The organism is Klebsiella michiganensis (assembly GCF_002925905.1).
Lineage (GTDB): Bacteria > Pseudomonadota > Gammaproteobacteria > Enterobacterales > Enterobacteriaceae > Klebsiella > Klebsiella michiganensis.
In genome coordinates this window covers 271,384-292,660 of record NZ_PRDB01000004.1, presented here as the reverse complement: position 1 = coordinate 292,660, position 21,277 = coordinate 271,384, and the positions used below count along the sequence as shown (strand labels likewise).

At 54.6% G+C, this 21,277-nt stretch carries 20 protein-coding genes; 16 read left to right on the top strand and 4 right to left on the bottom strand.

From position 1 onward, the window contains the following. Nucleotides 1–207 precede the first annotated feature (207 nt). From CDA56_RS12320 to CDA56_RS12280, 7 genes are all read left to right on the top strand, one after another. Nucleotides 208–1,476, top strand: a complete 1,269-nt coding sequence (locus tag CDA56_RS12320) for an SLC13 family permease (protein WP_025108482.1) — start codon at nucleotides 208–210, stop codon at nucleotides 1,474–1,476. Between the two features lie 32 nt (nucleotides 1,477–1,508). Next, entirely contained in the window at nucleotides 1,509–2,408 is a 900-nt protein-coding gene (ttdA, locus tag CDA56_RS12315; protein WP_025108481.1) for a L(+)-tartrate dehydratase subunit alpha, read from the top strand. Beyond that, nucleotides 2,408–3,025, top strand: coding sequence for a L(+)-tartrate dehydratase subunit beta (gene ttdB / locus CDA56_RS12310; RefSeq protein WP_014227006.1), 618 nt, complete (start codon nucleotides 2,408–2,410; stop codon nucleotides 3,023–3,025). The genes ttdA and ttdB overlap by 1 nt, the downstream gene beginning before the upstream one ends. A 346-nt stretch (nucleotides 3,026–3,371) precedes the next feature. After that, a complete protein-coding gene (locus CDA56_RS12295; RefSeq protein WP_104011368.1) occupies nucleotides 3,372–3,623 on the top strand; it encodes an oxaloacetate decarboxylase subunit gamma in 252 nt (83 codons plus the stop codon). A gap of 15 nt (nucleotides 3,624–3,638) precedes the next feature. After that, nucleotides 3,639–5,408 carry a sodium-extruding oxaloacetate decarboxylase subunit alpha gene (gene oadA / locus CDA56_RS12290; RefSeq protein ID WP_103815606.1) on the top strand — a complete coding sequence of 590 codons (1,770 nt, stop codon included), beginning with the start codon at nucleotides 3,639–3,641 and terminating at the stop codon, nucleotides 5,406–5,408. Between the two features lie 15 nt (nucleotides 5,409–5,423). After that, on the top strand, nucleotides 5,424–6,725 hold the full coding sequence (locus tag CDA56_RS12285; RefSeq protein ID WP_014839646.1) for an oxaloacetate decarboxylase subunit beta: 1,302 nt from the start codon (nucleotides 5,424–5,426) through the stop codon (nucleotides 6,723–6,725). Between the two features lie 213 nt (nucleotides 6,726–6,938). After that, the gene (locus tag CDA56_RS12280) at nucleotides 6,939–7,643 is read left to right on the top strand and encodes a triphosphoribosyl-dephospho-CoA synthase (RefSeq protein ID WP_103814299.1); all 705 of its coding nucleotides are present in this window, start codon (nucleotides 6,939–6,941) and stop codon (nucleotides 7,641–7,643) included. Nucleotides 7,644–7,670: 27 nt separating this feature from the next. On the opposite strand, the gene degS is transcribed toward CDA56_RS12280, so the two are convergent. The 3 genes from degS to zapG form a co-directional block, all read right to left on the bottom strand. After that, complete coding sequence (gene degS / locus CDA56_RS12275) at nucleotides 7,671–8,732, bottom strand: outer membrane-stress sensor serine endopeptidase DegS (RefSeq protein WP_009651894.1); 1,062 nt, start codon at nucleotides 8,730–8,732, stop codon at nucleotides 7,671–7,673. Nucleotides 8,733–8,818: 86 nt separating this feature from the next. Then, a complete protein-coding gene (degQ, locus tag CDA56_RS12270; protein WP_014226999.1) occupies nucleotides 8,819–10,186 on the bottom strand; it encodes a serine endoprotease DegQ in 1,368 nt (455 codons plus the stop codon). 172 nt (nucleotides 10,187–10,358) lie between these two features. Beyond that, the gene (zapG, locus tag CDA56_RS12265) at nucleotides 10,359–10,757 is read right to left on the bottom strand and encodes a Z-ring associated protein ZapG (RefSeq protein ID WP_004854637.1); all 399 of its coding nucleotides are present in this window, start codon (nucleotides 10,755–10,757) and stop codon (nucleotides 10,359–10,361) included. 190 nt (nucleotides 10,758–10,947) lie between these two features. Between zapG and zapE the strand changes: the two genes are divergently transcribed. The 9 genes from zapE (at nucleotide 10,948) to CDA56_RS12215 (ending at nucleotide 19,800) form a co-directional block, all read left to right on the top strand. Continuing rightward, complete coding sequence (zapE, locus tag CDA56_RS12260; RefSeq protein ID WP_064378048.1) at nucleotides 10,948–12,081, top strand: cell division protein ZapE; 1,134 nt, start codon at nucleotides 10,948–10,950, stop codon at nucleotides 12,079–12,081. A 219-nt stretch (nucleotides 12,082–12,300) separates the two neighbouring features. After that, on the top strand, nucleotides 12,301–12,729 hold the full coding sequence (gene rplM, locus CDA56_RS12255) for a 50S ribosomal protein L13 (protein ID WP_004106200.1): 429 nt from the start codon (nucleotides 12,301–12,303) through the stop codon (nucleotides 12,727–12,729). A gap of 15 nt (nucleotides 12,730–12,744) precedes the next feature. Beyond that, nucleotides 12,745–13,137 carry a 30S ribosomal protein S9 gene (gene rpsI / locus CDA56_RS12250; protein ID WP_000829815.1) on the top strand — a complete coding sequence of 131 codons (393 nt, stop codon included), beginning with the start codon at nucleotides 12,745–12,747 and terminating at the stop codon, nucleotides 13,135–13,137. A 311-nt stretch (nucleotides 13,138–13,448) separates the two neighbouring features. Continuing rightward, nucleotides 13,449–14,087: a stringent starvation protein SspA gene (gene sspA, locus CDA56_RS12240; RefSeq protein WP_014226997.1), complete on the top strand. Its 639-nt coding sequence runs from the start codon at nucleotides 13,449–13,451 to the stop codon at nucleotides 14,085–14,087. Nucleotides 14,088–14,090: 3 nt separating this feature from the next. Beyond that, nucleotides 14,091–14,579 (top strand): ClpXP protease specificity-enhancing factor, encoded by a 489-nt coding sequence (gene sspB / locus CDA56_RS12235; protein WP_014226996.1) that lies wholly within the window; start codon nucleotides 14,091–14,093, stop codon nucleotides 14,577–14,579. A 751-nt stretch (nucleotides 14,580–15,330) separates the two neighbouring features. Continuing rightward, a complete protein-coding gene (locus CDA56_RS12230) occupies nucleotides 15,331–16,008 on the top strand; it encodes a DUF1120 domain-containing protein (protein WP_049084455.1) in 678 nt (225 codons plus the stop codon). Nucleotides 16,009–16,114: 106 nt separating this feature from the next. Next, on the top strand, nucleotides 16,115–16,825 hold the full coding sequence (locus CDA56_RS12225) for a fimbria/pilus chaperone family protein (RefSeq protein ID WP_103814297.1): 711 nt from the start codon (nucleotides 16,115–16,117) through the stop codon (nucleotides 16,823–16,825). 9 nt (nucleotides 16,826–16,834) lie between these two features. Continuing rightward, nucleotides 16,835–19,249: a fimbrial biogenesis usher protein gene (locus tag CDA56_RS12220; RefSeq protein ID WP_064378047.1), complete on the top strand. Its 2,415-nt coding sequence runs from the start codon at nucleotides 16,835–16,837 to the stop codon at nucleotides 19,247–19,249. Continuing rightward, the gene (locus CDA56_RS12215; protein WP_064378046.1) at nucleotides 19,240–19,800 is read left to right on the top strand and encodes a DUF1120 domain-containing protein; all 561 of its coding nucleotides are present in this window, start codon (nucleotides 19,240–19,242) and stop codon (nucleotides 19,798–19,800) included. The genes CDA56_RS12220 and CDA56_RS12215 overlap by 10 nt, the downstream gene beginning before the upstream one ends. 53 nt (nucleotides 19,801–19,853) lie before the next feature. Here the strand turns inward: CDA56_RS12215 and gltD are convergent, their stop codons facing one another. Then, entirely contained in the window at nucleotides 19,854–21,272 is a 1,419-nt protein-coding gene (gene gltD, locus CDA56_RS12210; RefSeq protein ID WP_004854608.1) for a glutamate synthase subunit GltD, read from the bottom strand. Between the last annotated feature and the right edge of the window lie 5 nt (nucleotides 21,273–21,277).

Below are 21,277 nucleotides of genomic sequence, written 5' to 3'. Positions count from 1 at the left end.
CATCGCCTGTAGGACCGCTGCAGGCGCCTTACTTATTCATTTCATAAATAAGTTTCGATAAGTGACTGCTTTCGCAAGATTTTGATAAAGATCTCAATCCTGAAGCTTTCGAAAAAAACGCGTTGACTTACTCTTTGTATGGGAATAATTTCCCTCCCGTCAATATTGGATACAATATCATATATCATTGATGGGATAACTATAAATATGGAACCGATTACCATTACCCTATGTTTGCTGGTGTTTGCTATCGCCATGTTCGTGTGGGAAAAAATCCCCCTCGCGGTCACATCTATGGTGGTTTGCGTCGCGCTGGTGCTTACCGGCGTGCTCAATCTCAAGCAGGCTTTCGCCGGCTTTATCGACACCAACGTTATTCTCTTCGTCGCCATGTTTATCGTCGGCGGGGCGCTATTTGAAACCGGGATGGCGAATAAGGTGGGGGGCGTGATTACGCGCTTCGCGAAAACGGAAAAACAGCTGATTTTTACCATTATGGTCGTGGTTGGCGTGATGTCCGGTTTTCTCTCCAATACCGGTACCGCAGCCGTACTGATCCCGGTCGTTATCGGTGTGGCGGCGAAATCAGGCTTTGCCCGTTCCCGGTTGCTGATGCCGCTGGTTTTTGCCGCCGCGCTCGGCGGTAATCTGTCGTTGATTGGCGCGCCGGGCAACCTGATTGCGCAGTCAGCTTTGCAGAATATTGGCAGCGGTTTTGGCTTTTTTGAATATGCCAAAGTCGGTTTACCGATGCTGATTTGCGGCGTTATTTACTTCCTGACCATCGGCTATAAATTCCTGCCCAATCACCCGAACAGCGGTGCAGTTGGCAGCATCGGTGAACAGCGCGATTACAGCCACGTTCCGCGCTGGAAGCAGATCCTCTCTTTGGTTGTTCTGATCGCCACGATCCTCGGCATGATTTTCGAAAAGCAGACCGGTGTGAGTCTGGCGGTAGCGGGCTGTATCGGCGCGCTAGTGCTGGTGGTTACCGGCGTACTTACAGAAAGGCAGGCCTATAAAGCCATTGATTCTCAGACCATTTTTATCTTCGGCGGCACGCTGGCGCTGGCGAAAGCGCTGGAAATGACCGGGGCGGGAAAACTGGTGGCGGATCACGTGATTGGCATGCTGGGGCAAAACTCTTCGCCGTTTATGCTGCTGGTGGTGGTCTTTGCGCTGTCCATCATTATGACTAACTTCATGTCCAACACCGCGACCGTCGCGCTGTTAGTACCGGTGAGCCTGTCGATTGCCGCGGGCATGGGCGCCGATCCTCGTGCGGTGCTAATGGCGACGGTTATCGGCAGTTCTTGCGCCTACGCTACGCCAATCGGTATGCCTGCCAACATGATGGTGCTGTCGGCAGGTGGCTATAAGTTTGTCGACTACGCCAAATCCGGCATCCCTCTGATTATCGTTTCCACCATTGTCAGCCTGATTCTGCTGCCAATCCTTTTCCCTTTTCATCCGTAATGAACGGAAGCTGTCCTGACTAAGGAGCCTGTATGAGCAAAAGTGAACAGATATCCCATATGACCAATGTGATGGCCAAATTTGTGGGGTATACCGGCAAAGTCTTACCTGATGACGTCACTGCAAAACTGGAAGATTTGCATAAAAAAGAGACCAGTAAACTGGCTGACGTCATCTTTATGACCATGATTGAGAACCAGCGTCTGGCAAAGGAGCTGGATCGCCCTTCCTGCCAGGATACCGGCGTGATTCAGTTTCTGGTGGAGTGCGGGGCGAACTTCCCGCTGATCGGCGAGCTGGAAGCGCTGCTGCGTGAAGCGGTGATTAAAGCGACCGTGGATTCCCCGCTGCGCCACAACAGCGTTGAGACTTTTGATGAATACAATACCGGCAAAAACGTGGGTAAAGGCACGCCGACGGTGTTCTGGGAGATTGTCCCCAATTCTGACCAGTGCAGCATTTATACCTATATGGCTGGCGGCGGCTGTTCCCTGCCGGGGAAAGCGATGGTGCTGATGCCGGGCGCGGGTTATGAAGGCGTTACCCGCTTTGTTCTCGACGTGATGACCAGCTACGGTTTGAACGCGTGTCCGCCGCTGCTGGTCGGCGTGGGCGTGGCGACCTCCGTTGAAACGGCGGCGCTGCTGTCGAAAAAAGCGCTGATGCGCCCGATCGGTTCGCATAATGAAAATGAACGTGCGGCCTCGCTGGAAAAAATGCTGGAAGACGGTATTAACAAAATTGGCCTTGGGCCGCAGGGGATGTCCGGTAATACCTCCGTTATGGGCGTGAATATTGAAAACACCGCGCGTCATCCTTCCACCATTGGGGTGGCGGTGAACGTGGGCTGCTGGTCACACCGGAAAGGGCATATCGTTTTTGATAAAGACTTGAACTACACCATTATGTCTCACAGCGGAGTGAATTTCTGATGACGAAAAAAATCCTTACTACGCCAATTAAAGATGAAGATTTAGCCGATATTAAGGCTGGCGATATTATTTATCTCAATGGCCATATTGTTACCTGTCGTGATGTGGCGCACCGTCGCTTAATTGAAGGTGGCCGTGAATTACCCGTTGATGTTAGCGGCGGCGCTATTTTACACGCCGGGCCTATTGTCCGTCCGATTAAAGGCGAAGACGATAAGTTTGAAATGGTCTCCGTCGGACCAACGACCAGCATGCGCATGGAAAAATTCGAAAAAGAATTTATTGCAAAGACCGGCGTGAAATTAATTGTTGGTAAAGGCGGTATGGGCAAGGGCACTGAAGAGGGCTGCGCGGAGCATAAAGCGCTGCACTGCGTATTCCCGGCCGGCTGCGCGGTAGTGGCCGCGGTGTGCGTGGAAGAAATTGAAGATGCGCAGTGGCGCGATCTCGGTATGCCGGAAACGCTGTGGGTATGTCGGGTGAAAGAGTTTGGCCCGTTAATTGTTTCTATTGATACTCATGGTAATAACCTGTTTGAACAGAACAAAGTTATTTTCAATCAGCGTAAAGAGATAGTCGCTGATGAAATATGCCAGAACGTAAGCTTTATCAAATAATCTGGATGATATCATTCGCACGATAATGATGGCGTGATGTTTATGACGATAATAAACAGGGGCTCTGACCGGGCGGTCCAGGGAAATCCACCCTTATTATTTTCGTTATATACCCAAAAGATTTCGAGTTGCTTTGAGGCGGCAAGGGAGAGACAAATTCGTCTGGAACGAATTTGAACAGCCAAAGGCTGCCTCTGGTGAGGGACATGGATGTCCCTCATTACATCCCCGGGAGCTTACGCAAGTAAGTGACTGGGGGGAACGAAGCTGGCCAACAAAGAAGCAATTTGAAAGATGACGGGGATAAATAACATCATTATCGTGCCTCCTGCCCGAAGGCTATTTTATGACTGATGCAGCACTGCTATTAGGTGAAGGCTTCACCCTGATGTTTCTCGGCATGGGGTTCGTGCTGGCGTTTCTGTTTCTGCTGATTTTCGCCATCCGCGGCATGTCCGCCGCCGTCAACCGCTTCTTCCCCGAACCGGCTACCGCGCCGAAGGCCGCACCCGCCGCCGTAGCGCCCGCTGACGACTTCGCCCGCCTGGCGCCGGTGATTGCCGCCGCTATTCACCACCATCGCCGACTTAACCCTTAATTCACGGAGGAATCCATGACCGTTGCCATTACCGATGTCGTCCTGCGCGACGCCCACCAGTCCCTTTTCGCCACCCGCCTGCGCCTCGACGATATGCTCCCCGTTGCGGCCGCCCTCGATGACGCGGGCTACTGGTCCCTTGAATGCTGGGGCGGCGCCACCTTTGACGCCTGCATCCGCTTCCTCGGCGAGGACCCCTGGGTCCGCCTGCGCGAGCTCAAAAAGGCCATGCCGAAGACCCCGCTACAGATGCTGCTCCGCGGCCAGAACCTGCTCGGCTACCGCCACTACGCCGATGACGTGGTGCAGCGCTTCGTCGAGCGCGCCGTCAAAAACGGCATGGACGTGTTCCGCGTCTTCGACGCCATGAACGACCCGCGCAATATGCAGGCCGCCCTGCAGGCGGTGCGCAGCCACGGCGCCCACGCCCAGGGCACGCTCTCCTACACCACCAGTCCGGCCCACACCCTGCAGACCTGGCTCGACCTGACCGAACAGTTGCTGGAGACCGGCGTCGATTCCATCGCGATTAAGGACATGTCCGGCATTCTCACCCCGATGGCGGCCTTCGAGCTGGTGAGCGAAATCAAAAAACGCTATGACGTCAGGCTGCACCTGCATGCTCATGCCACCACCGGGATGGCGGAGATGGCCCTGCTGAAGGCCATCGAGGCCGGCGTCGACGGCGTCGATACCGCCATCTCTTCCATGAGCGCCACCTACGGCCACCCGGCCACCGAGGCGCTGGTGGCGACGCTGGCAGGCACAAAACATGACACCGGCCTGGATATCCTGAAGCTTGAGAACATCGCGGCGTACTTCCGCGAGGTGCGCAGGAAATATCACGCCTTTGAAGGCCAGCTGAAGGGCACCGACAGCCGTATCCTCGTGGCCCAGGTGCCGGGCGGGATGCTCACCAACCTTGAGGGCCAGCTGAAGCAGCAGAACGCCGCCCACCGTCTGGATGAGGTGCTGGCGGAAATCCCCCGGGTGCGCGAGGACCTCGGCTTTATCCCGCTGGTCACTCCGACCTCGCAGATTGTCGGCACCCAGGCGGTGCTTAACGTGCTGACCGGCGAACGCTACAGAACCATCGCGAAGGAGACCGCCGGGATACTGAAGGGCGAGTACGGCCACACCCCGGTGCCGGTGAACGCGGCATTACAGGCGCGCGTGCTGGACGGAGCAGAGGCCATCACCTGCCGTCCGGCGGACCTGCTGAAGCCGGAGCTGGCGCAGCTGGAAGCCGACGTGAAGCGCCAGGCGCAGGAGAAGAATATTCAGCTTGCCGACAACGCCATCGACGACGTGCTCACCGTGGCCCTGTTCCCGCAGGTCGGCCTGAAGTTCCTTGAGAACCGCCACAACCCGGCGGCCTTTGAGCCGGTACCGCAGGCTGAAGAGGTCAAACCTGCTGTGAAAGCAGAGAAACCGGCCGCCTCCGGCGTCTACACCGTGGAAGTGGAAGGCAAGGCCTTTGTGGTGAAGGTCAGCGACGGCGGCGATATCAGCCCGCTGACGGCAGCGGCCCCCGTTCAGGCCACGGCCCCCGCAGCCGCCCCGGCAGGCGCCGGCACCCCGGTGACCGCGCCGCTGGCGGGCACCATCTGGAAGGTCATTGCTACGGAAGGCCAGGCGGTGGCCGAGGGCGACGTGCTGCTGATTCTGGAAGCCATGAAGATGGAAACCGAAATCCGCGCCGCGCAGGCCGGGACCGTGCGCGGTATCGCGGTGAAATCCGGGGACGCGGTGGCGGTGGGCGACACCCTGCTGAGCCTGGCGTAAGGAAGAGGAACGGAAATGGAAAGTCTGAACGCCCTGATTCAGGGCATGGGGCTGATGCACCTCGGCGCCGGCCAGGCCGTCATGCTGCTGGTGAGCCTGCTGCTGCTGTGGCTGGCCATCGCGAGGAAGTTCGAGCCGCTGCTGCTGCTGCCGATTGGCTTCGGCGGCCTGCTGTCGAATATCCCGGAGGCCGGGCTGGCGCTGACCGCCCTGGAGAGCCTGCTGGCCCACCACGACGCCGGGCAGCTGGCGGTGATTGCCGCGAAGCTCCACTGTACGCCGGATGTCCACGCCATCAGGGAGGCGCTGGCGCTGGCGCTGCCGTCGGTGCAGGGGCAGATGGAGGACCTCGCCGTGGATATGGGCTACTCCGCCGGGGTGCTGGCCATCTTCTATAAGGTCGCCATCGGCTCGGGTATCGCCCCGCTGGTGATTTTTATGGGCGTCGGGGCGATGACCGACTTCGGCCCGCTGCTGGCCAACCCGCGGACCCTGCTGCTGGGGGCGGCGGCGCAGTTCGGCATCTTCGCCACGGTACTGGGGGCGCTGACGCTGAACTACTTCGGCATCATCAGCTTCACCCTGCCGCAGGCGGCGGCCATCGGCATCATCGGCGGCGCGGACGGCCCGACGGCGATTTATCTGTCGGGCAAGCTGGCGCCGGAATTACTCGGGGCCATCGCGGTGGCGGCGTACTCGTATATGGCGCTGGTGCCGTTAATCCAGCCGCCGATTATGAAGGCGCTGACCAGCGAGAAGGAGCGGAAAATCCGCATGGTGCAGCTGCGCACGGTGAGTAAGCGGGAAAAAATCCTCTTTCCGGCGGTGCTGCTGCTGCTGGTGGCGCTGCTGCTGCCGGACGCGGCGCCGCTGCTGGGGATGTTCTGCTTCGGCAACCTGATGCGCGAGAGCGGGGTGGTGGAGCGCCTGAGCGACACGGTGCAGAACGGGCTGATAAATATCGTGACCATTTTCCTCGGGCTGTCGGTGGGGGCCAAGCTGGTGGCGGACAAGTTCCTGCAGCCGCAGACCCTGGGCATTCTGGTGCTGGGGGTGATTGCGTTCTGCGTGGGGACGGCGGCGGGGGTGCTGATGGCGAAGCTGCTGAACCTGTGCAGCCGGAACAAAATCAACCCGCTGATTGGCTCGGCCGGGGTGTCGGCGGTGCCGATGGCGGCCAGGGTGTCAAACAAGGTGGGTCTGGAGTCGGACGCGCAGAACTTCCTGCTGATGCACGCGATGGGCCCGAACGTGGCGGGGGTGATTGGCTCGGCGATTGCTGCCGGGGTGATGCTCAAGTACGTGCTGGCGATGTAAATCGTTACCTTTCCCGGAGGCGGCGCGCTGCGCCTGTCCGGGCTACCGGATCGCAGACGGCTGTAAACCCGTAGCCCGGGTAAGGCGTCAGCCGCGACCCGGGGATTATCCCGGAGGCGGCGCTTAACGCGCCTTGTCCGGACTACCAGACTGCACGGACCCGTAGCCCGGTCAGCGCAGCGCCACCGGGAGATTTCCTATAAGGAGGCTTTGATGAATGAAACCATAACATTACGCCCCGAAAGCAGGGCATCGATATCGACAAAGGGTGTGGTCGTGGATGACATGCTGGCGTCGCTCAACGAGCTCGAGCAACTGCATCCGGCGCTGAATCTGCTGGCGCATCCATCAATCGGTCAGGGGAGTCATGATTTCTTTTTCCAGTGTTATGACGCTGGCGTACAGCATGCGCAAGCGGAAGTCGCTGAAACGGTATCAGCGCTGCCTGATTCGCTGTCACATGAGCAGCAAAGATGCGCGCTGCTGTGTGCCGCAGCGGGTCGCCTGAATGCCCTGGGCCAGCCGCTGACGCACAATCGTCTATGCGATCTGGCCGGTCAGTATTGCGCCAGCGTGGCGGATGCTGATGCCGAAACCCGCAGCGGTTTTTATACCGTACGCAGCATATCGCTGCCGGTTTACCGGCGGCTGCTGCGGGATAAGCATCCTTCTGGCATCTGTCTGCAGCAGGCGCTGCTGCACCTGCTGGCCTGGAAGAGCGATTCCCCCTGGGCCCGGCAGCAGGCTCAACGGTTGCTCTGGCAGGGCGGCGTTCTGGGGGATAAAGGCGAGTTTGCGCTCATGACGCTGGGTGACGAGCTGCGGGAGCGCCAGTTTGCGTGGCCTGACCTGCGGTCGCTGCTGGCCATAACCGGGTTTCTGGCGACATTCCCGGCCGGGCCGCTATTTGCTGATTGAAAGGTGCTCCCCCGGCGGGGGAGCCTGTTAATTGGTTGCCGGATATTCCTGTACGGCGATATGCAGCGTGATTTTTTTATCGTCGCGCATAATCACCACCGGAATTTCCGAACCCGGACGAATCTCTGCGACCTGATCCATGGTTTCGAGGGCGGAAACGGCGGGCTTGTCGTTAACGGAAATAATCACGTCGTTGGCGCGGATACCCGCCTGGGCGGCCGGGCCTTCCGGCGCAACATCATTCACCACAATCCCCTGCAGCTGATCGATACCGCCGCCGCCCTGCGCATGCATCGGCGCAATTTCGCGGCCGCTGATCCCTATATAGCCGCGAATCACGCGGCCATCGCGGATCAGCTTATCCATAATCTTGGTTGCCAGCTGGAAGGGGATCGCAAAGCCGATGCCTTCCGGCGTTTCGCCGTCGTTGCTTTTATCAAATGACAGGGTGTTGATACCCATAAGCTCGCCCAGCGAGTTCACCAGCGCGCCGCCTGAGTTACCGTGGTTGATCGACGCGTCGGTCTGCAGGAAGTTCTGGCGCCCGGTGGGGTTCAGGCCGATACGGCCGGTGGCGCTGATAATGCCCTGGGTAATGGTTTGCCCGAGGTTGTACGGGTTGCCAATCGCCAGCACGACGTCACCGATATGCGGCACGCGTTTCGGATTAATCGGAATGACCGGCAGGCCGCCGCTGGCGTTGATTTTTAATACCGCCAGATCGGTGAGGGTATCGGAGCCGACCAGCAGCGCTTCAAAGACCCGTCCATCCTGCAGAGCAACAATAATCTGGTCGGCATCGTTGATAACGTGCTTATTGGTCAGGATATAGCCGCGCTGATCCATGATCACGCCGGAACCGAGCGTTAGCTGGTTATGGCTGGTGCTGTTGAGGGCGCGGTTATAGACGTTCACGACCGCTGGGGCGGCGCGGCGAACGGCGGAATTATAGCTGGCGGGGGATTCATCCGCGCTATCGTACTGCGTGGTCGGCGAAAGCTGCCACTGGCGCAGCGAAGGCATAACGGCCAGCAGCAGGCCGCCGACAATCAAACCGATAAGTATCGAACGTAAAAACTTTCCAGGCATGATGCAGATATCGTTGATGGATAGACAGGCGCAGCATAACACGTCTTGTCCGGACATCGCACTGCACGCGATGCCCGGAAGGCGAGTTAACGCAGCAGCAGATAGATGCTTTCGCTGCCGCGAATGACGTTCAGCGCAATCACCGTCGGTTTGCTTTCGAGCACTTTGCGCAGTTCGGCAATGGAGCGCACGCGCTCGCGGTTGAGGCCAATAATGATATCGTCTTTATGCAGGCCCGCCTGCGCGGCCGGGCTGCCTTTATCGACATTATCAATGACGATGCCTTTGGTTCCGTCTTTCATCTGACCGTCGCTTAACGATGCGCCCTGCAGGGCCGGTGCGATAAGCTCGGCGCTGGCGGAAGAAGAGGTGCTCTTGTCCAGAGTGACTTCCACTTCAACGGGTTTTCCTTCGCGCAAGAGTCCTAGCTTCACTTTGGTGCCCGGCTCGGTCGTGGCGATGCGTGAACGCAGTTCGGCGAAGCTGTTGAGCGGTTTACCGTTGAGGCTGACGATAACGTCACCAGATTTAATTCCCGCTTTGGCCGATCCGGAGTTTGGCAGCACCTCGCTGACGAACGCGCCGCGCTGGACGTCAAGGTTCATCGCTTTGGCGATATCCGCGCTCATTTCCATACCTTTAATACCCAGCAGGCCGCGTTTGATTTCACCAAACTGAATAAGCTGCTGGGAGAGGATTTTCGCCATATTGCTGGGGATCGCGAAGCCAATGCCGACGCTGCCGCCGCCCGGGGCCAGAATAGCGGTATTGATACCAATCAGCTCGCCGTTGAGGTTCAGCAGCGCGCCGCCGGAGTTGCCGCGGTTGATTGAGGCATCAGTCTGGATAAAGTTCTCCAGCCCCTCAAGGTTCAGGCCGCTGCGGCCAAGGGCTGAAATAATCCCTGAAGTGGCGGTCTGGCCCAGGCCAAACGGGTTACCGACGGCGACGGCGAAGTCGCCCACCCGCAGTTTATCAGAGTCGGCGATCGCGATTTGCGTCAGGTTGCTGGGTTTTTGCAGCTGCAGCAGGGCGATATCGCTCTGCTCGTCGCTGCCGACCAGTTTGGCATCGAACTCACGCCCGTCGTTGAGCTGGACGCTGATTTTCTGGGCCTGATTAATGACGTGATTATTGGTCAGCACGTAGCCTTTTGCAGCGTCAATAATGACCCCTGAGCCCAGGCCTTCAAAAGGCTGCGCCTGCTCTTGCGGCGCGTTGTCGCCAAAGTACTTCTTCAGCTCTTCCGGCATATTTTGCGCGGGTGACGCGGTACCCTCAACCTGTACGCTCACCACCGCCGGCAACACTTTCTCCAGCATCGGCGCGAGGCTTGGCAACGCGCCCTGACCGGGAACCTGTGTCGGTAAAGACGCTGCTGCCGGAGGTAAGGCGGACAACGACAACCCAATGCTTAACGCTAACGCACTCAACAGCAAAGTCGGTTTATTCATTAGTTGCTGGCTCTCGTAACCTAAGGTGTATGGTAAACGTCCCGAATGGCCTGATGTTATTGAATTTTCGACCCGGTAACAACGTGGGCAATCGTTAAATTGTAGCTGGGATGGAAGGTGGAAACGGGCGCAGAGGGTGCGCCCGGAAAATATTTTTACTGTCGTTGCCGGTTTAGTCGCGCTTTACGCCGCCGCGCAGCAGACCGGATGCGCCTTCAGAGTAGTCGCGCGGCATCTGGACCGGGGCCTGATCGTTGCCCGCTTCGGACTCTTCCAGACGATTGCGGAACGGGTTGGCGTCCGCCATGCTGTCCGGCAGCAGGTTGTTGGAGCTTTTCGCCATATGCTGATACAGCTGGCGGTAATCATGCGCCATGTTATCCAGCAGCTCTGCGCTCCGGGCAAAATGGCTCACCAGCTCTTCGCGGTACTCTTCCAGCTCTGCTTTATTCTTTTCCAGTTCGAACTGCAGCGCCTGCTGTTGGCGTAATTTGCGATTGCCAAAACGCATCGCGACGGCGCCGATAATGATGCCGACAACTAGCCCAATTAGCGCGTATTCCCAGGTCATGAACATCTCCCGTTGTTTTGTGGTTCCGTAGGGTGGCTGTGAGGCTCTCCGCCTGCGCCCGATAGTGCCACTATAACCGCTAATTCCACAGAAGTGGAATCCTGGCGTATCATCACGTAGTGTAGAGCGGCCTTTTTTTCGTCAATCGTGAGCTACGGCATTACGGTTTTCAAGGAATAACAATTAGATCATGCAAAGCCTGTCCCCAACATCGCGTTACCTTTCCTCTCTCAAGGAGGGGAGCCATCAACCTGACGACGTCCAGCGAGAAGCGGTCAGCCGCCTCGATACGATTTATCAAGAACTGCAGAATAAACCTTCGGTCGCGCCGCAAACCGGCGGCGGTCTGCGGGCCAAATTCGGCAAACTGCTGGGCAAGCGCGAACCCGTTGCCGAAACGGCTGCCGTTCGCGGCCTCTATATGTGGGGCGGCGTCGGCAGAGGAAAAACCTGGTTGATGGATCTGTTCTATCAAAGTTTGCCGGGAGAACGTAAACAACGTCTGCACTTTCATCGCTTTATGCTGCGGGTTCATGAAGAGTTAACGACGCTGCAGGGGCACAGCGATCCGCTGGAAATCGTCGCGGATCGCTTTAAAGCTGAAACCGATGTGCTCTGCTTCGATGAGTTTTTCGTTTCTGATATTACCGATGCAATGCTGCTGGGCGGCCTGATGAAAGCGCTATTTGCCCGCGGCATAACCCTGGTGGCGACGTCGAATATTCCGCCTGACGAGCTGTACCGCAACGGCCTTCAGCGCGCTCGTTTCCTGCCCGCCATCGACGCCATTAAACAGCATTGCGATGTGATGAATGTCGACGCCGGTATTGATTACCGCCTGCGCACGCTAACCCAGGCGCATTTGTGGCTGTCGCCGCTGAACGCTGAGACGCAGCAGCAGATGGATAAACTGTGGCTGGCGCTGGCGGGGGCAAAGCGCGAGCAGATGCCAACGCTGGAGATCAACCATCGCCCGCTGCCGACGCTGGGCGTTGAGAACCAGACGCTGGCGGCTTCCTTCTCCACGCTGTGCGTGGATGCGCGTAGCCAGCACGACTATATTGCGCTCTCGCGTCTGTTTCATACCGTGATGCTCTTTGATGTGCCGGTGATGACCGGGCTGATGGAGAGCGAGGCGCGGCGCTTTATCGCCCTGGTCGATGAGTTCTATGAGCGCCACGTCAAGCTGGTGGTCAGCGCGGCGGTACCGCTGTATGAGATCTATCAGGGCGAGAGATTAAAATTCGAGTTCCAGCGCTGTTTATCGCGCCTGCAGGAGATGCAGAGCGAGGAGTATCTGAAGCGGGAACACCTGGCGGGGTAAAACCGGGGACAAATCACATAAAGGGGTCGATCTTTGACCCCGACTTCTCTATAATCTTGCGACCCCACGTTACGAGAAGGTTTTTTTCCCAAAACTTTCTATGTGCCGGCATAGGCTATTCGAAGGGGTAGGTTTGCTGGACAATGTCGTGTGAACCTCAACTGACTAAACGTTTGGGTGTTCACCAACGTGTAACTTATTTATTTGGGTAAGCTTTTAATGAAAACTTTTACAGCTAAACCAGAAACCGTAAAACGCGACTGGTATGTTGTTGACGCGACCGGTAAAACTCTGGGCCGTCTGGCTTCCGAACTGGCTCTGCGCCTGCGCGGCAAGCATAAAGCGGAATACACTCCGCACGTTGATACCGGTGATTACATCATCGTTCTGAACGCAGAAAAAGTTGCTGTAACCGGCAACAAGCGCGAAGACAAAATGTACTACCACCACACCGGCCACATCGGTGGTATCAAAGAAGCGACCTTTGAAGAGATGATTGCCCGCCGTCCTGAGCGTGTGATTGAAATCGCGGTTAAAGGCATGCTGCCAAAAGGCCCGCTGGGTCGTGCTATGTACCGTAAGCTGAAAGTTTACGCGGGTAACGAGCACAACCACGCGGCACAGCAACCGCAAGTTCTTGACATCTAATCGGGATTATAGGCAATGGCTGAAAATCAATACTACGGCACCGGTCGCCGCAAAAGTTCCGCAGCTCGCGTTTTCATCAAACCGGGCAACGGTAAAATCGTTATCAACCAGCGTTCTCTGGAACAGTACTTCGGTCGTGAAACTGCCCGCATGGTAGTTCGTCAGCCGCTGGAACTGGTCGACATGGTTGAGAAATTAGATCTGTACATCACCGTTAAAGGTGGTGGTATCTCTGGTCAGGCTGGTGCGATCCGTCACGGTATCACCCGCGCTCTGATGGAGTACGATGAGTCCCTGCGTGGCGAACTGCGTAAAGCTGGCTTCGTTACTCGTGATGCTCGTCAGGTTGAACGTAAGAAAGTCGGCCTGCGTAAAGCACGTCGTCGTCCGCAGTTCTCCAAACGTTAATTGTTTTCTGCTCACGCAGAACAATTTGCGAAAAAACCCGCTTCGGCGGGTTTTTTTATGGATAAATTTGCCATTTTCCCTCTACAAACGCCCCATTATTACCACTTTTTCAGCATTTCCAGAATCCCCTCACCACAACGTCTTCAAAATCTGGTAAACTATCATCCAATTTTCTGCCCAAATGCAGGTGATTGTTCATTTTTTGTTTGGATGACGAACGAAATGAAGTCACGCAAATGGGGTTTTTACATCTGGCTGGCCATGCGTGGTCGGCAGCAGTACAAAAATTCTGAATATACCTGGAGGTTTTCATGGCTGTCGCTGCCAACAAACGTTCGGTAATGACGCTGTTTTCTGGTCCTACTGACATCTATAGCCATCAGGTCCGCATCGTGCTGGCCGAAAAAGGTGTTAGTTTTGAGATAGAGCACGTGGAGAAGGACAACCCGCCTCAGGATCTGATTGACCTCAACCCGAATCAAAGCGTACCGACGCTTGTGGATCGTGAGCTCACTCTGTGGGAATCTCGCATCATTATGGAATACCTGGATGAGCGTTTCCCGCATCCGCCGCTAATGCCGGTTTATCCGGTGGCGCGTGGGGAAAGCCGTCTGTACATGCACCGTATCGAAAAGGACTGGTATTCGTTGATGAATACCATTCAGACCGGTACCGCTGCGCAGGCTGATACTGCGCGTAAGCAGCTGCGTGAAGAACTGCAGGCGATTGCGCCAGTATTCACCCAGAAGCCCTACTTCCTGAGCGATGAGTTCAGCCTGGTAGACTGCTATCTGGCACCGCTGCTGTGGCGTCTGCCGGTTCTCGGCGTAGAGCTGGTCGGTGCTGGCGCGAAAGAGCTTAAAGGCTATATGACTCGCGTGTTTGAGCGCGACTCTTTCCTCGCTTCTTTAACTGAAGCCGAACGTGAAATGCGTCTCGGTCGGGGCTAAATGATGGATGTATCACAGCTGACGCCGCGTCGCCCGTACCTGTTACGAGCGTTCTATGAGTGGCTGCTGGATAACCAGCTGACTCCGCATCTGGTCGTTGACGTCACTCTGCCGGGCGTAATGGTCCCGATGGAGTACGCTCGCGATGGGCAAATTGTTCTCAATATTGCCCCACGTGCTGTCGGTAACCTCGAGCTGGCCAACGACGAAGTGCGTTTTAACGCGCGCTTTGGCGGCGTGCCGCGCAATGTCTCCGTGCCGATGGCGGCCGTGCTGGCGGTTTACGCGCGCGAGAATGGTGCGGGAACCATGTTCGAACCAGAAGCGGCTTATGATGAAGATGTCACTAGCCTGAACGATGACGAAGAGCTGCCTGACAGCGAAACGGTCATGTCGGTGATCGATGGCGATAAGCCGGATAATCACGACGACGATCCCGACGATACGCCGCCTCCTCGCGGCGGGCGTCCGGCGCTGCGCGTCGTTAAATAATGTTTATCAGGCCCTTCGGGGCCTGTTTTACTTTCTGCCATTCACCGTGATTACCGTAAAGCATCCCCGCTTTAATTCTCTATTTCATACTCTCCGATGCGGGTACGTGGCGTTGATTTCAAACTCCGCTAATAAACCTCATATTTCTACTACACTCCGTGTAGGGCTCCTGGGTTGATTGTATTCCCTTTCCACCCCCTTTTAAGTGTATATCCGCTATCTGGTACGTCTTTAATTAAGCTATTAAGCTGGGTTGCCGATGAGCGAAAGAGCTTGCTGAGTCTGTAATACATCAGGGGGTGGCTGAAATTATAATATAGTGCGAGAAATTTATGTGAATTTATTGAATTCATATAATTAATATGCGAGTATTTGATATTAACTTATTTTCCTTGTAAATGACTGTTCGGAATAATGGTGTTTTATTGCCGCTATGATGATAAAATATATCAATATTATTTTTATCGTTTATGACGGTTTTATAATCAAAGTCAATGAATATCCATGTTAAGGCGCAAAATCGTTGGGTTTTTGCTACGATTCATTATTGTTTTTTTTGTTTTCGTGAGTTGCAAAAAAGTAATCATAAGAATTAACTATTGATTAAGTTCTTCTACATTTAAAGTTAATTTTTCTAAGTGTATTTTATTGTACCCTTTAACGTATTATCCGTTTCGTATTTAAGACACGCTCTTTCTTTTAAAATGCGTTTATTAGATATGTAAATATATTATACGTTAAGGATTGACTCATGAAAAAAACACTTCTGGCTGCCATTCTGGCAATGAGCGCGACTTCGGCTATTGCTGCTAATCCTACTGCTGTATTAAAAGTAAAGGGTACTTTAACAAACGCAGCATGCACACCCACTCTGGATAATGGCGGCGTGGTGGACTATGGCACGATTAACCTCGGTGAATTATCTTCCACAGCGGTTAATCAGCTGGGGCAGAAAAATATCAACCTGACCATTAACTGTACTGCTGCAACCAAATTATCCTGGAATTTGATTGATGAGCGTAGCAGTTCTAATGCTAAATTAACCGTTGAAAATGCTACTGCTCTTGGTAACTCCCTGGATGATGAGCGCGTGACTTACGGCGTGGGCAAAGCGGGTAACGTCAATATTGGTTCTTATGGCATGTTCGTAAAAGTGGATAGCGTAACCGCTGACGGCGAAGGTGTGACCGCTATTAGCGCTGATTATTATGACTCAGGTGTTAAGTGGGCCAAGAGCACCGGCGGTATCACCGCAGGCACTTTCCGCGACTTTTCTGTTGCGGCCTTCGGTTCTGAAGCTCCGGTTGCATTCAAAACCGCGACTTTCCCACTGGTAACGTCTCTGGCTATTCAAAACACCAGCACGCTGGCTATTACTGATGACACTGCGCTGGATGGTGAGCTGACTATCAGCCTGCGTTATCTGTAATTATTGATACCATAGGCTATTAATAAAATGGGAGCGACTATTTTGGGCTGCTCCCATTTTTATTGTCGTGGTTAACACGGGGTGTGAATTATCCAAGGGGTTTGTTTTGCGTTTTTTTAATTATTCATCTGCCAAAATTATTATTTGTTCTATTTTCTCTTTTGTCTCACTCTCTGTTTTTTCTGAAGGAATGGTGCCGGAAACAAGTTTATTAGTCATTGATGAGGCGACTCACAGTGGCACAATGAACGTGAAAAATACGGATGCGCACCCCGCATTATTGTATACAACGGTTGTTGATTTGCCTGATGAAAGTAAGGATTTAAAGCTAATACCTACGCAACCCGTGGTTCGCGTAGAACCCGGGCAAACGCAACAAATCCGTTTTATTCTGCAGAATAATAAACCATTGGACGTCGAGCATTTTAAACGCGTGACGTTTGAAGGCATTCCGCCAAAAAGTGAAAATAAAAGAATTAAAATCGGCTTCAATATTCGTCAGGATTTACCCGTGCTGATTCGCCCCGCGGGCCTTCCCGTTGTGACTGATGCGTGGAAGTATCTGCAGTGGTCAGGCTCAGGAAATACTGCAAAAGTCGTCAATCCTGATAAATATGTCGTTCGTCTGGCTCCCGAGATAGTTTTTCTTCCCTCTGGTACGAAGGGGCATATTAGTAAAAGTTACATCTTGCCAGGAGAAACGTTAAATATCACCGTTTCAAAAAATATTAATGGTGATAATAAAGTTCAATTCTATCCTGCTAGCCGCTATGGTATTGAAGTGCCTAGTTTTATTTCGGACCTGAATGCAAAATAAGAAGCGTCTATGTTTAAAAAACGCCGTCTTACTTCTCGCTCCTGTGCGTCATTGTGTGGAATCTTGCCGCTGGCTGCGCTCTGTTCCGTTGATGTACAAGCCAAAGAGATAACGTTTGATACCGAGATGATTCAGTCACGCGGATTGAATGTCAATCTCAACCGTTATTTTGCGCGAGCTCCGCGCTTTCTCCCCGGTACGCATTCCGTGCAGGTGAAGATTAACGGTAAGGATAAAGGAACCGTCGCGGCGCGTTTTGGCGAGGATGGTACGCTGTGCGTTGATCGTGATTTTATTGAGTTTTCCGGGTTAATGCCGGTCCCCCTGAAAAAGAATGAAGAGTGCCATGACATCGTCAATGACTACGCGCAGGCGGTAGTGAAAGCCCTGCCAGGCCAGGAAATGGTCGAACTGTATCTCCCGCCGGAGGCGCTGAACGGGATGAATGGTGATATCAAAAACTTTCAGCACGGCGGAATAGCTGGATTGCTCAACTATGACCTGTTCAGTACCCGCAGCGAATATGGCGGCAGCGATACCAATCTCTATTCTCAGGCCAGTCTGGAAGGGGGCATAAACATCAGCGACTGGTCGTTGCGTAGCCGCTATATCCTTACCGACGATAATGGCGATAAGAATGCTGAAAGTGTTTACACCTTTGCCGAGCACGTTTTTGACGCGTTGAAGATGACTGCGCAGGTCGGGGAGATCAATGCCAGCTCATATGTCCTGAGCGGAGCCCCGATCGTTGGCGTACAGCTGATGCCTACCCGTGCTTTGCAGGGCAGCGGAAGCGGCGTCAGCGTTGCAGGAATGGCGCATAATGCTCAGGCCCGCGTGGAGGTACGTCAGAGCGGACGACTTATCTACAGCACGCTGGTTCCGGCCGGACCGTTCACGCTCGATGATGTACCGATAGCGAGCAGTAATGTGGAACTGGAGGTGACGGTTATTGAATCCGATGGTTCAAGCAATCGCTTTATTGTTCCAGCCGCATCCGTCATGGCGCGGAAGCTTTCCCGGCCGCAGGGCCTGGCCGCCTCTTTTGGTCAGATACGCGATATTAAAGGGGATTATGAAAATCCCTGGGTGCTTAACCTCTCTGACGGTTGGCGTATATTGCCTCGGCTGAATCTGCTGGCTTCTGGTGCGGCAACGAAAAATTACCTTGGCGGCGGCGTCCATACTGAATATCTGTTGACCGATAACTGGAGTGCCTCCACCAGCGTGGCCGCAAGCCAGGAAAAATTCGGCGAGAAAAACAGCGGTGTGAAAACTGAGCTACAGAGTTCACTTAAGCTGGCAGAATCTTTAAGTGCGTCAGCGAGCGCGGCACACTTTACCCCCGGCTATCGTGAACTGACGGACGCGCTGAACGATGATTTTCAACCCTATAGCAATACGTATTCCACCAGTTTGGCCTGGTTTACGCCGCCTGGGGGGACATTTAGCGCTGGTTTTAACTACAACCAAAGCAGAGGGGCGGGTAATGATTCCCGCTACCTGTTGCTTTCATGGGGCAGGAGCTTCGATCGAGCCACCGTTTCTGTTAACTGGCAGAGAGCGATGGGGAACAAAGACGGGCGCCAGGATGATGATCTGCTCTACGTTAACCTGAGCATTCCGTTTGGCGGTTCGCAGCGCGTCAGTAGCTATATGCGTAAACAGGGCAACCGTAACAGCTACGGCGTACAGAACTCTGGCGCACTGTCACAGGATTCTTACTACTATATCTCCGTCGATCGGGACAGGGGAGAGAGTGAGAATAGCGTTAACGGCAACCTGAGCACTAACTTACATTACACTCGATTAGGCATTGGCGGCGGGCGCGTGGGTTCCCGCCACCGTAATTATAATGCCACGCTCTCAGGTGGGGTTGCGGCGCATAAAAGCGGCGTCACCTTCACGCCTTATACCATTCGGAATACGTTTGCCATTGCAAAACTGAGTGAATCGAAAGCTGGCGTTGAAATCAGTACTCCGCAGGGGACGGTCTGGACCGATTATTGGGGGCAGGCTGTTATCCCTGGGCTGAATGAGTGGCGTAATTCGCGCATTGAAATTGACGCGAACAAGCTGCCTGCGAGTATGACGCTGGCAAATGGAACAAAGTATGTGGCAGCTGCGCATGCTTCGGTGAGCGAAGTCGGTTTTAAAGTCCTGAATAACCGTCGGGTGATGATCCGCGTTAAGCGTGCGGATAACAGGGCGCTGGATAAGGGATTATCCATCGTTGATGAGAAAGGCAATTATATTGTCACCAGCGTGGATGACGGGCATGTTTTCCTCAATGAGGCTGAGCAGGTTTCGGCACTGTATGTCATGGACGACGATAATAACCGACTGTGCAAGATTGATTACATCTTAAGCGACAAGAGGGATGAAGACGCATTTTACGAAGAGGTGGACGGCGTATGTCGATGAATCAGTGGATAGGGATGCTGTTATCTGCGGGAATGCTGCTGTCAGGCACCGTTCGTGCCGAAGAGTGCCAGATTACGCTCTCCCGGACAAAAATTGATTATAACCAGATACGCCGTGATGACATTGTTTCTACTACCCAGAATTGGCACAAACTGTCTGAGTGGGAAGTGAATGTGAATGTTTCCTGTTCTGAAATGCATCAGATGGCGGTGCTGGTTCAGGGTGCTGCTGGCGAGAAAGGTCGCTTTTTGTTTGGCGCTCGCGGTGGTGTTGGGCTTAAGGTTGAAAATATTACCGTTGATGGCAAGTCCTACAGCGCTGGAAAAACAGTGGACCAGCTGAACTTTACGCCGGAGAGCGGGACAACATCTCCTCTGTATGTGCGTAACAATGAGGCGGTGATCGCCGTAGAAAATAATGTTGTGCCGCAAGGGAAGCAGATGAGTTTTCGCGTGATGCTGTTCCCCGTGCTCAACGAGAGTATGTTCAGTGGAAATACCGATAACACAACAATGGAAGCGGATATCGCCTGGCGACTGCTCATCAAATAGCACTTAGCTAAACGCTAAACGCCGGACGATTTTCTCATCCGGCGTTTTGTTTTTTACACTTCCAGGTAGTTCAGGATGCCGTCAGCCGCCTTACGGCCTTCGGCAATCGCGGTGACCACCAGGTCAGAGCCGCGAACGATATCGCCACCGGCGAAGATTTTCGGGTTGCTGGTCTGGAAGGCGTTGTCGCTACCTTCCGGCGCAATCACGCGGCCCTGAGAATCGAGCTCGACGCTGTGCTTCGCCAGCCATTCCATGCTGTGTGGGCGGAAACCAAACGCCATCACCACGGCATCGGCGGGCACCACATGCTCAGAACCGGCCACGATTTCCGCGCGGCGGCGGCCTTTTGCATCCGGCTGGCCCATCTCCGTACGCGCCATCTTCACGCCGCAGACTTTACCGTTGGCATTCACTTCAATGCCCAGCGGCTGAACGTTGAACTGGAATTCCACGCCTTCTTCACGCGCGTTTTTCACTTCGCGCTTCGATCCCGGCATGTTCTCCTCATCACGGCGATAGGCGCAGATGACGTGGGTGGCGTTCTGGCGGATCGAGGTACGCACGCAGTCCATTGCGGTGTCGCCACCGCCGAGAACCACGACGCGCTTGCCTTCCATGCTAACGTACGGTTCATCCGCCGTTTCACCAAAGCCCATGATCTGCTTGGTATTGGCGATGAGGAACGGCAGCGCATCAAAGACCCCGCTGGCGTCTTCGTTTTCCAGCCCGCCGCGCATAGACTGATAGGTTCCGACGCCGAGGAACACCGCATCGTAATCTTTCAGCAGATCGTCGAGCTGTACATCGCGGCCCACTTCGATATTCAGTTTGAACTCGATGCCCATACCGGTAAAGATCTCGCGACGACGGGTCATCACCTCTTTCTCCAGCTTAAAGGCCGGAATACCAAAGGTCAGCAGGCCGCCGATCTCCGGATGGCGATCGAAGACCACCGCCTTCACGCCGTTACGGGTCAATACGTCGGCGCACGCCAGGCCCGCCGGGCCCGCGCCGATGATGGCGACGGTTTTACCGGTTTGTTTTACGCCGCTAAGGTCAGGACGCCAGCCCATTTCGAACGCTTTATCGTTGATATAGCGCTCAATGTTACCGATGGTTACCGCGCCGAACTCATCGTTCAGCGTGCAGGAACCTTCGCACAGACGGTCCTGCGGGCAAACGCGCCCGCACACTTCCGGTAGGGTATTGGTCTGATGCGACAGCTCCGCCGCTTCAAAAATACGCCCTTCGTTGGCCAGCTTCAGCCAGTTCGGGATGTAGTTATGAACCGGGCACTTCCATTCGCAGTACGGGTTGCCGCAGGACAGACAGCGGTCTGCCTGTGCTTTAGCCTGGCCTTCTGAAAACGGCTCGTAAATTTCCACAAATTCAATTTTACGGATCTTCAGCGCTTTCTTTGGCGGATCAACTCGCTGTAAGTCGATAAATTGATAGACATTCTGACTCATCTTAA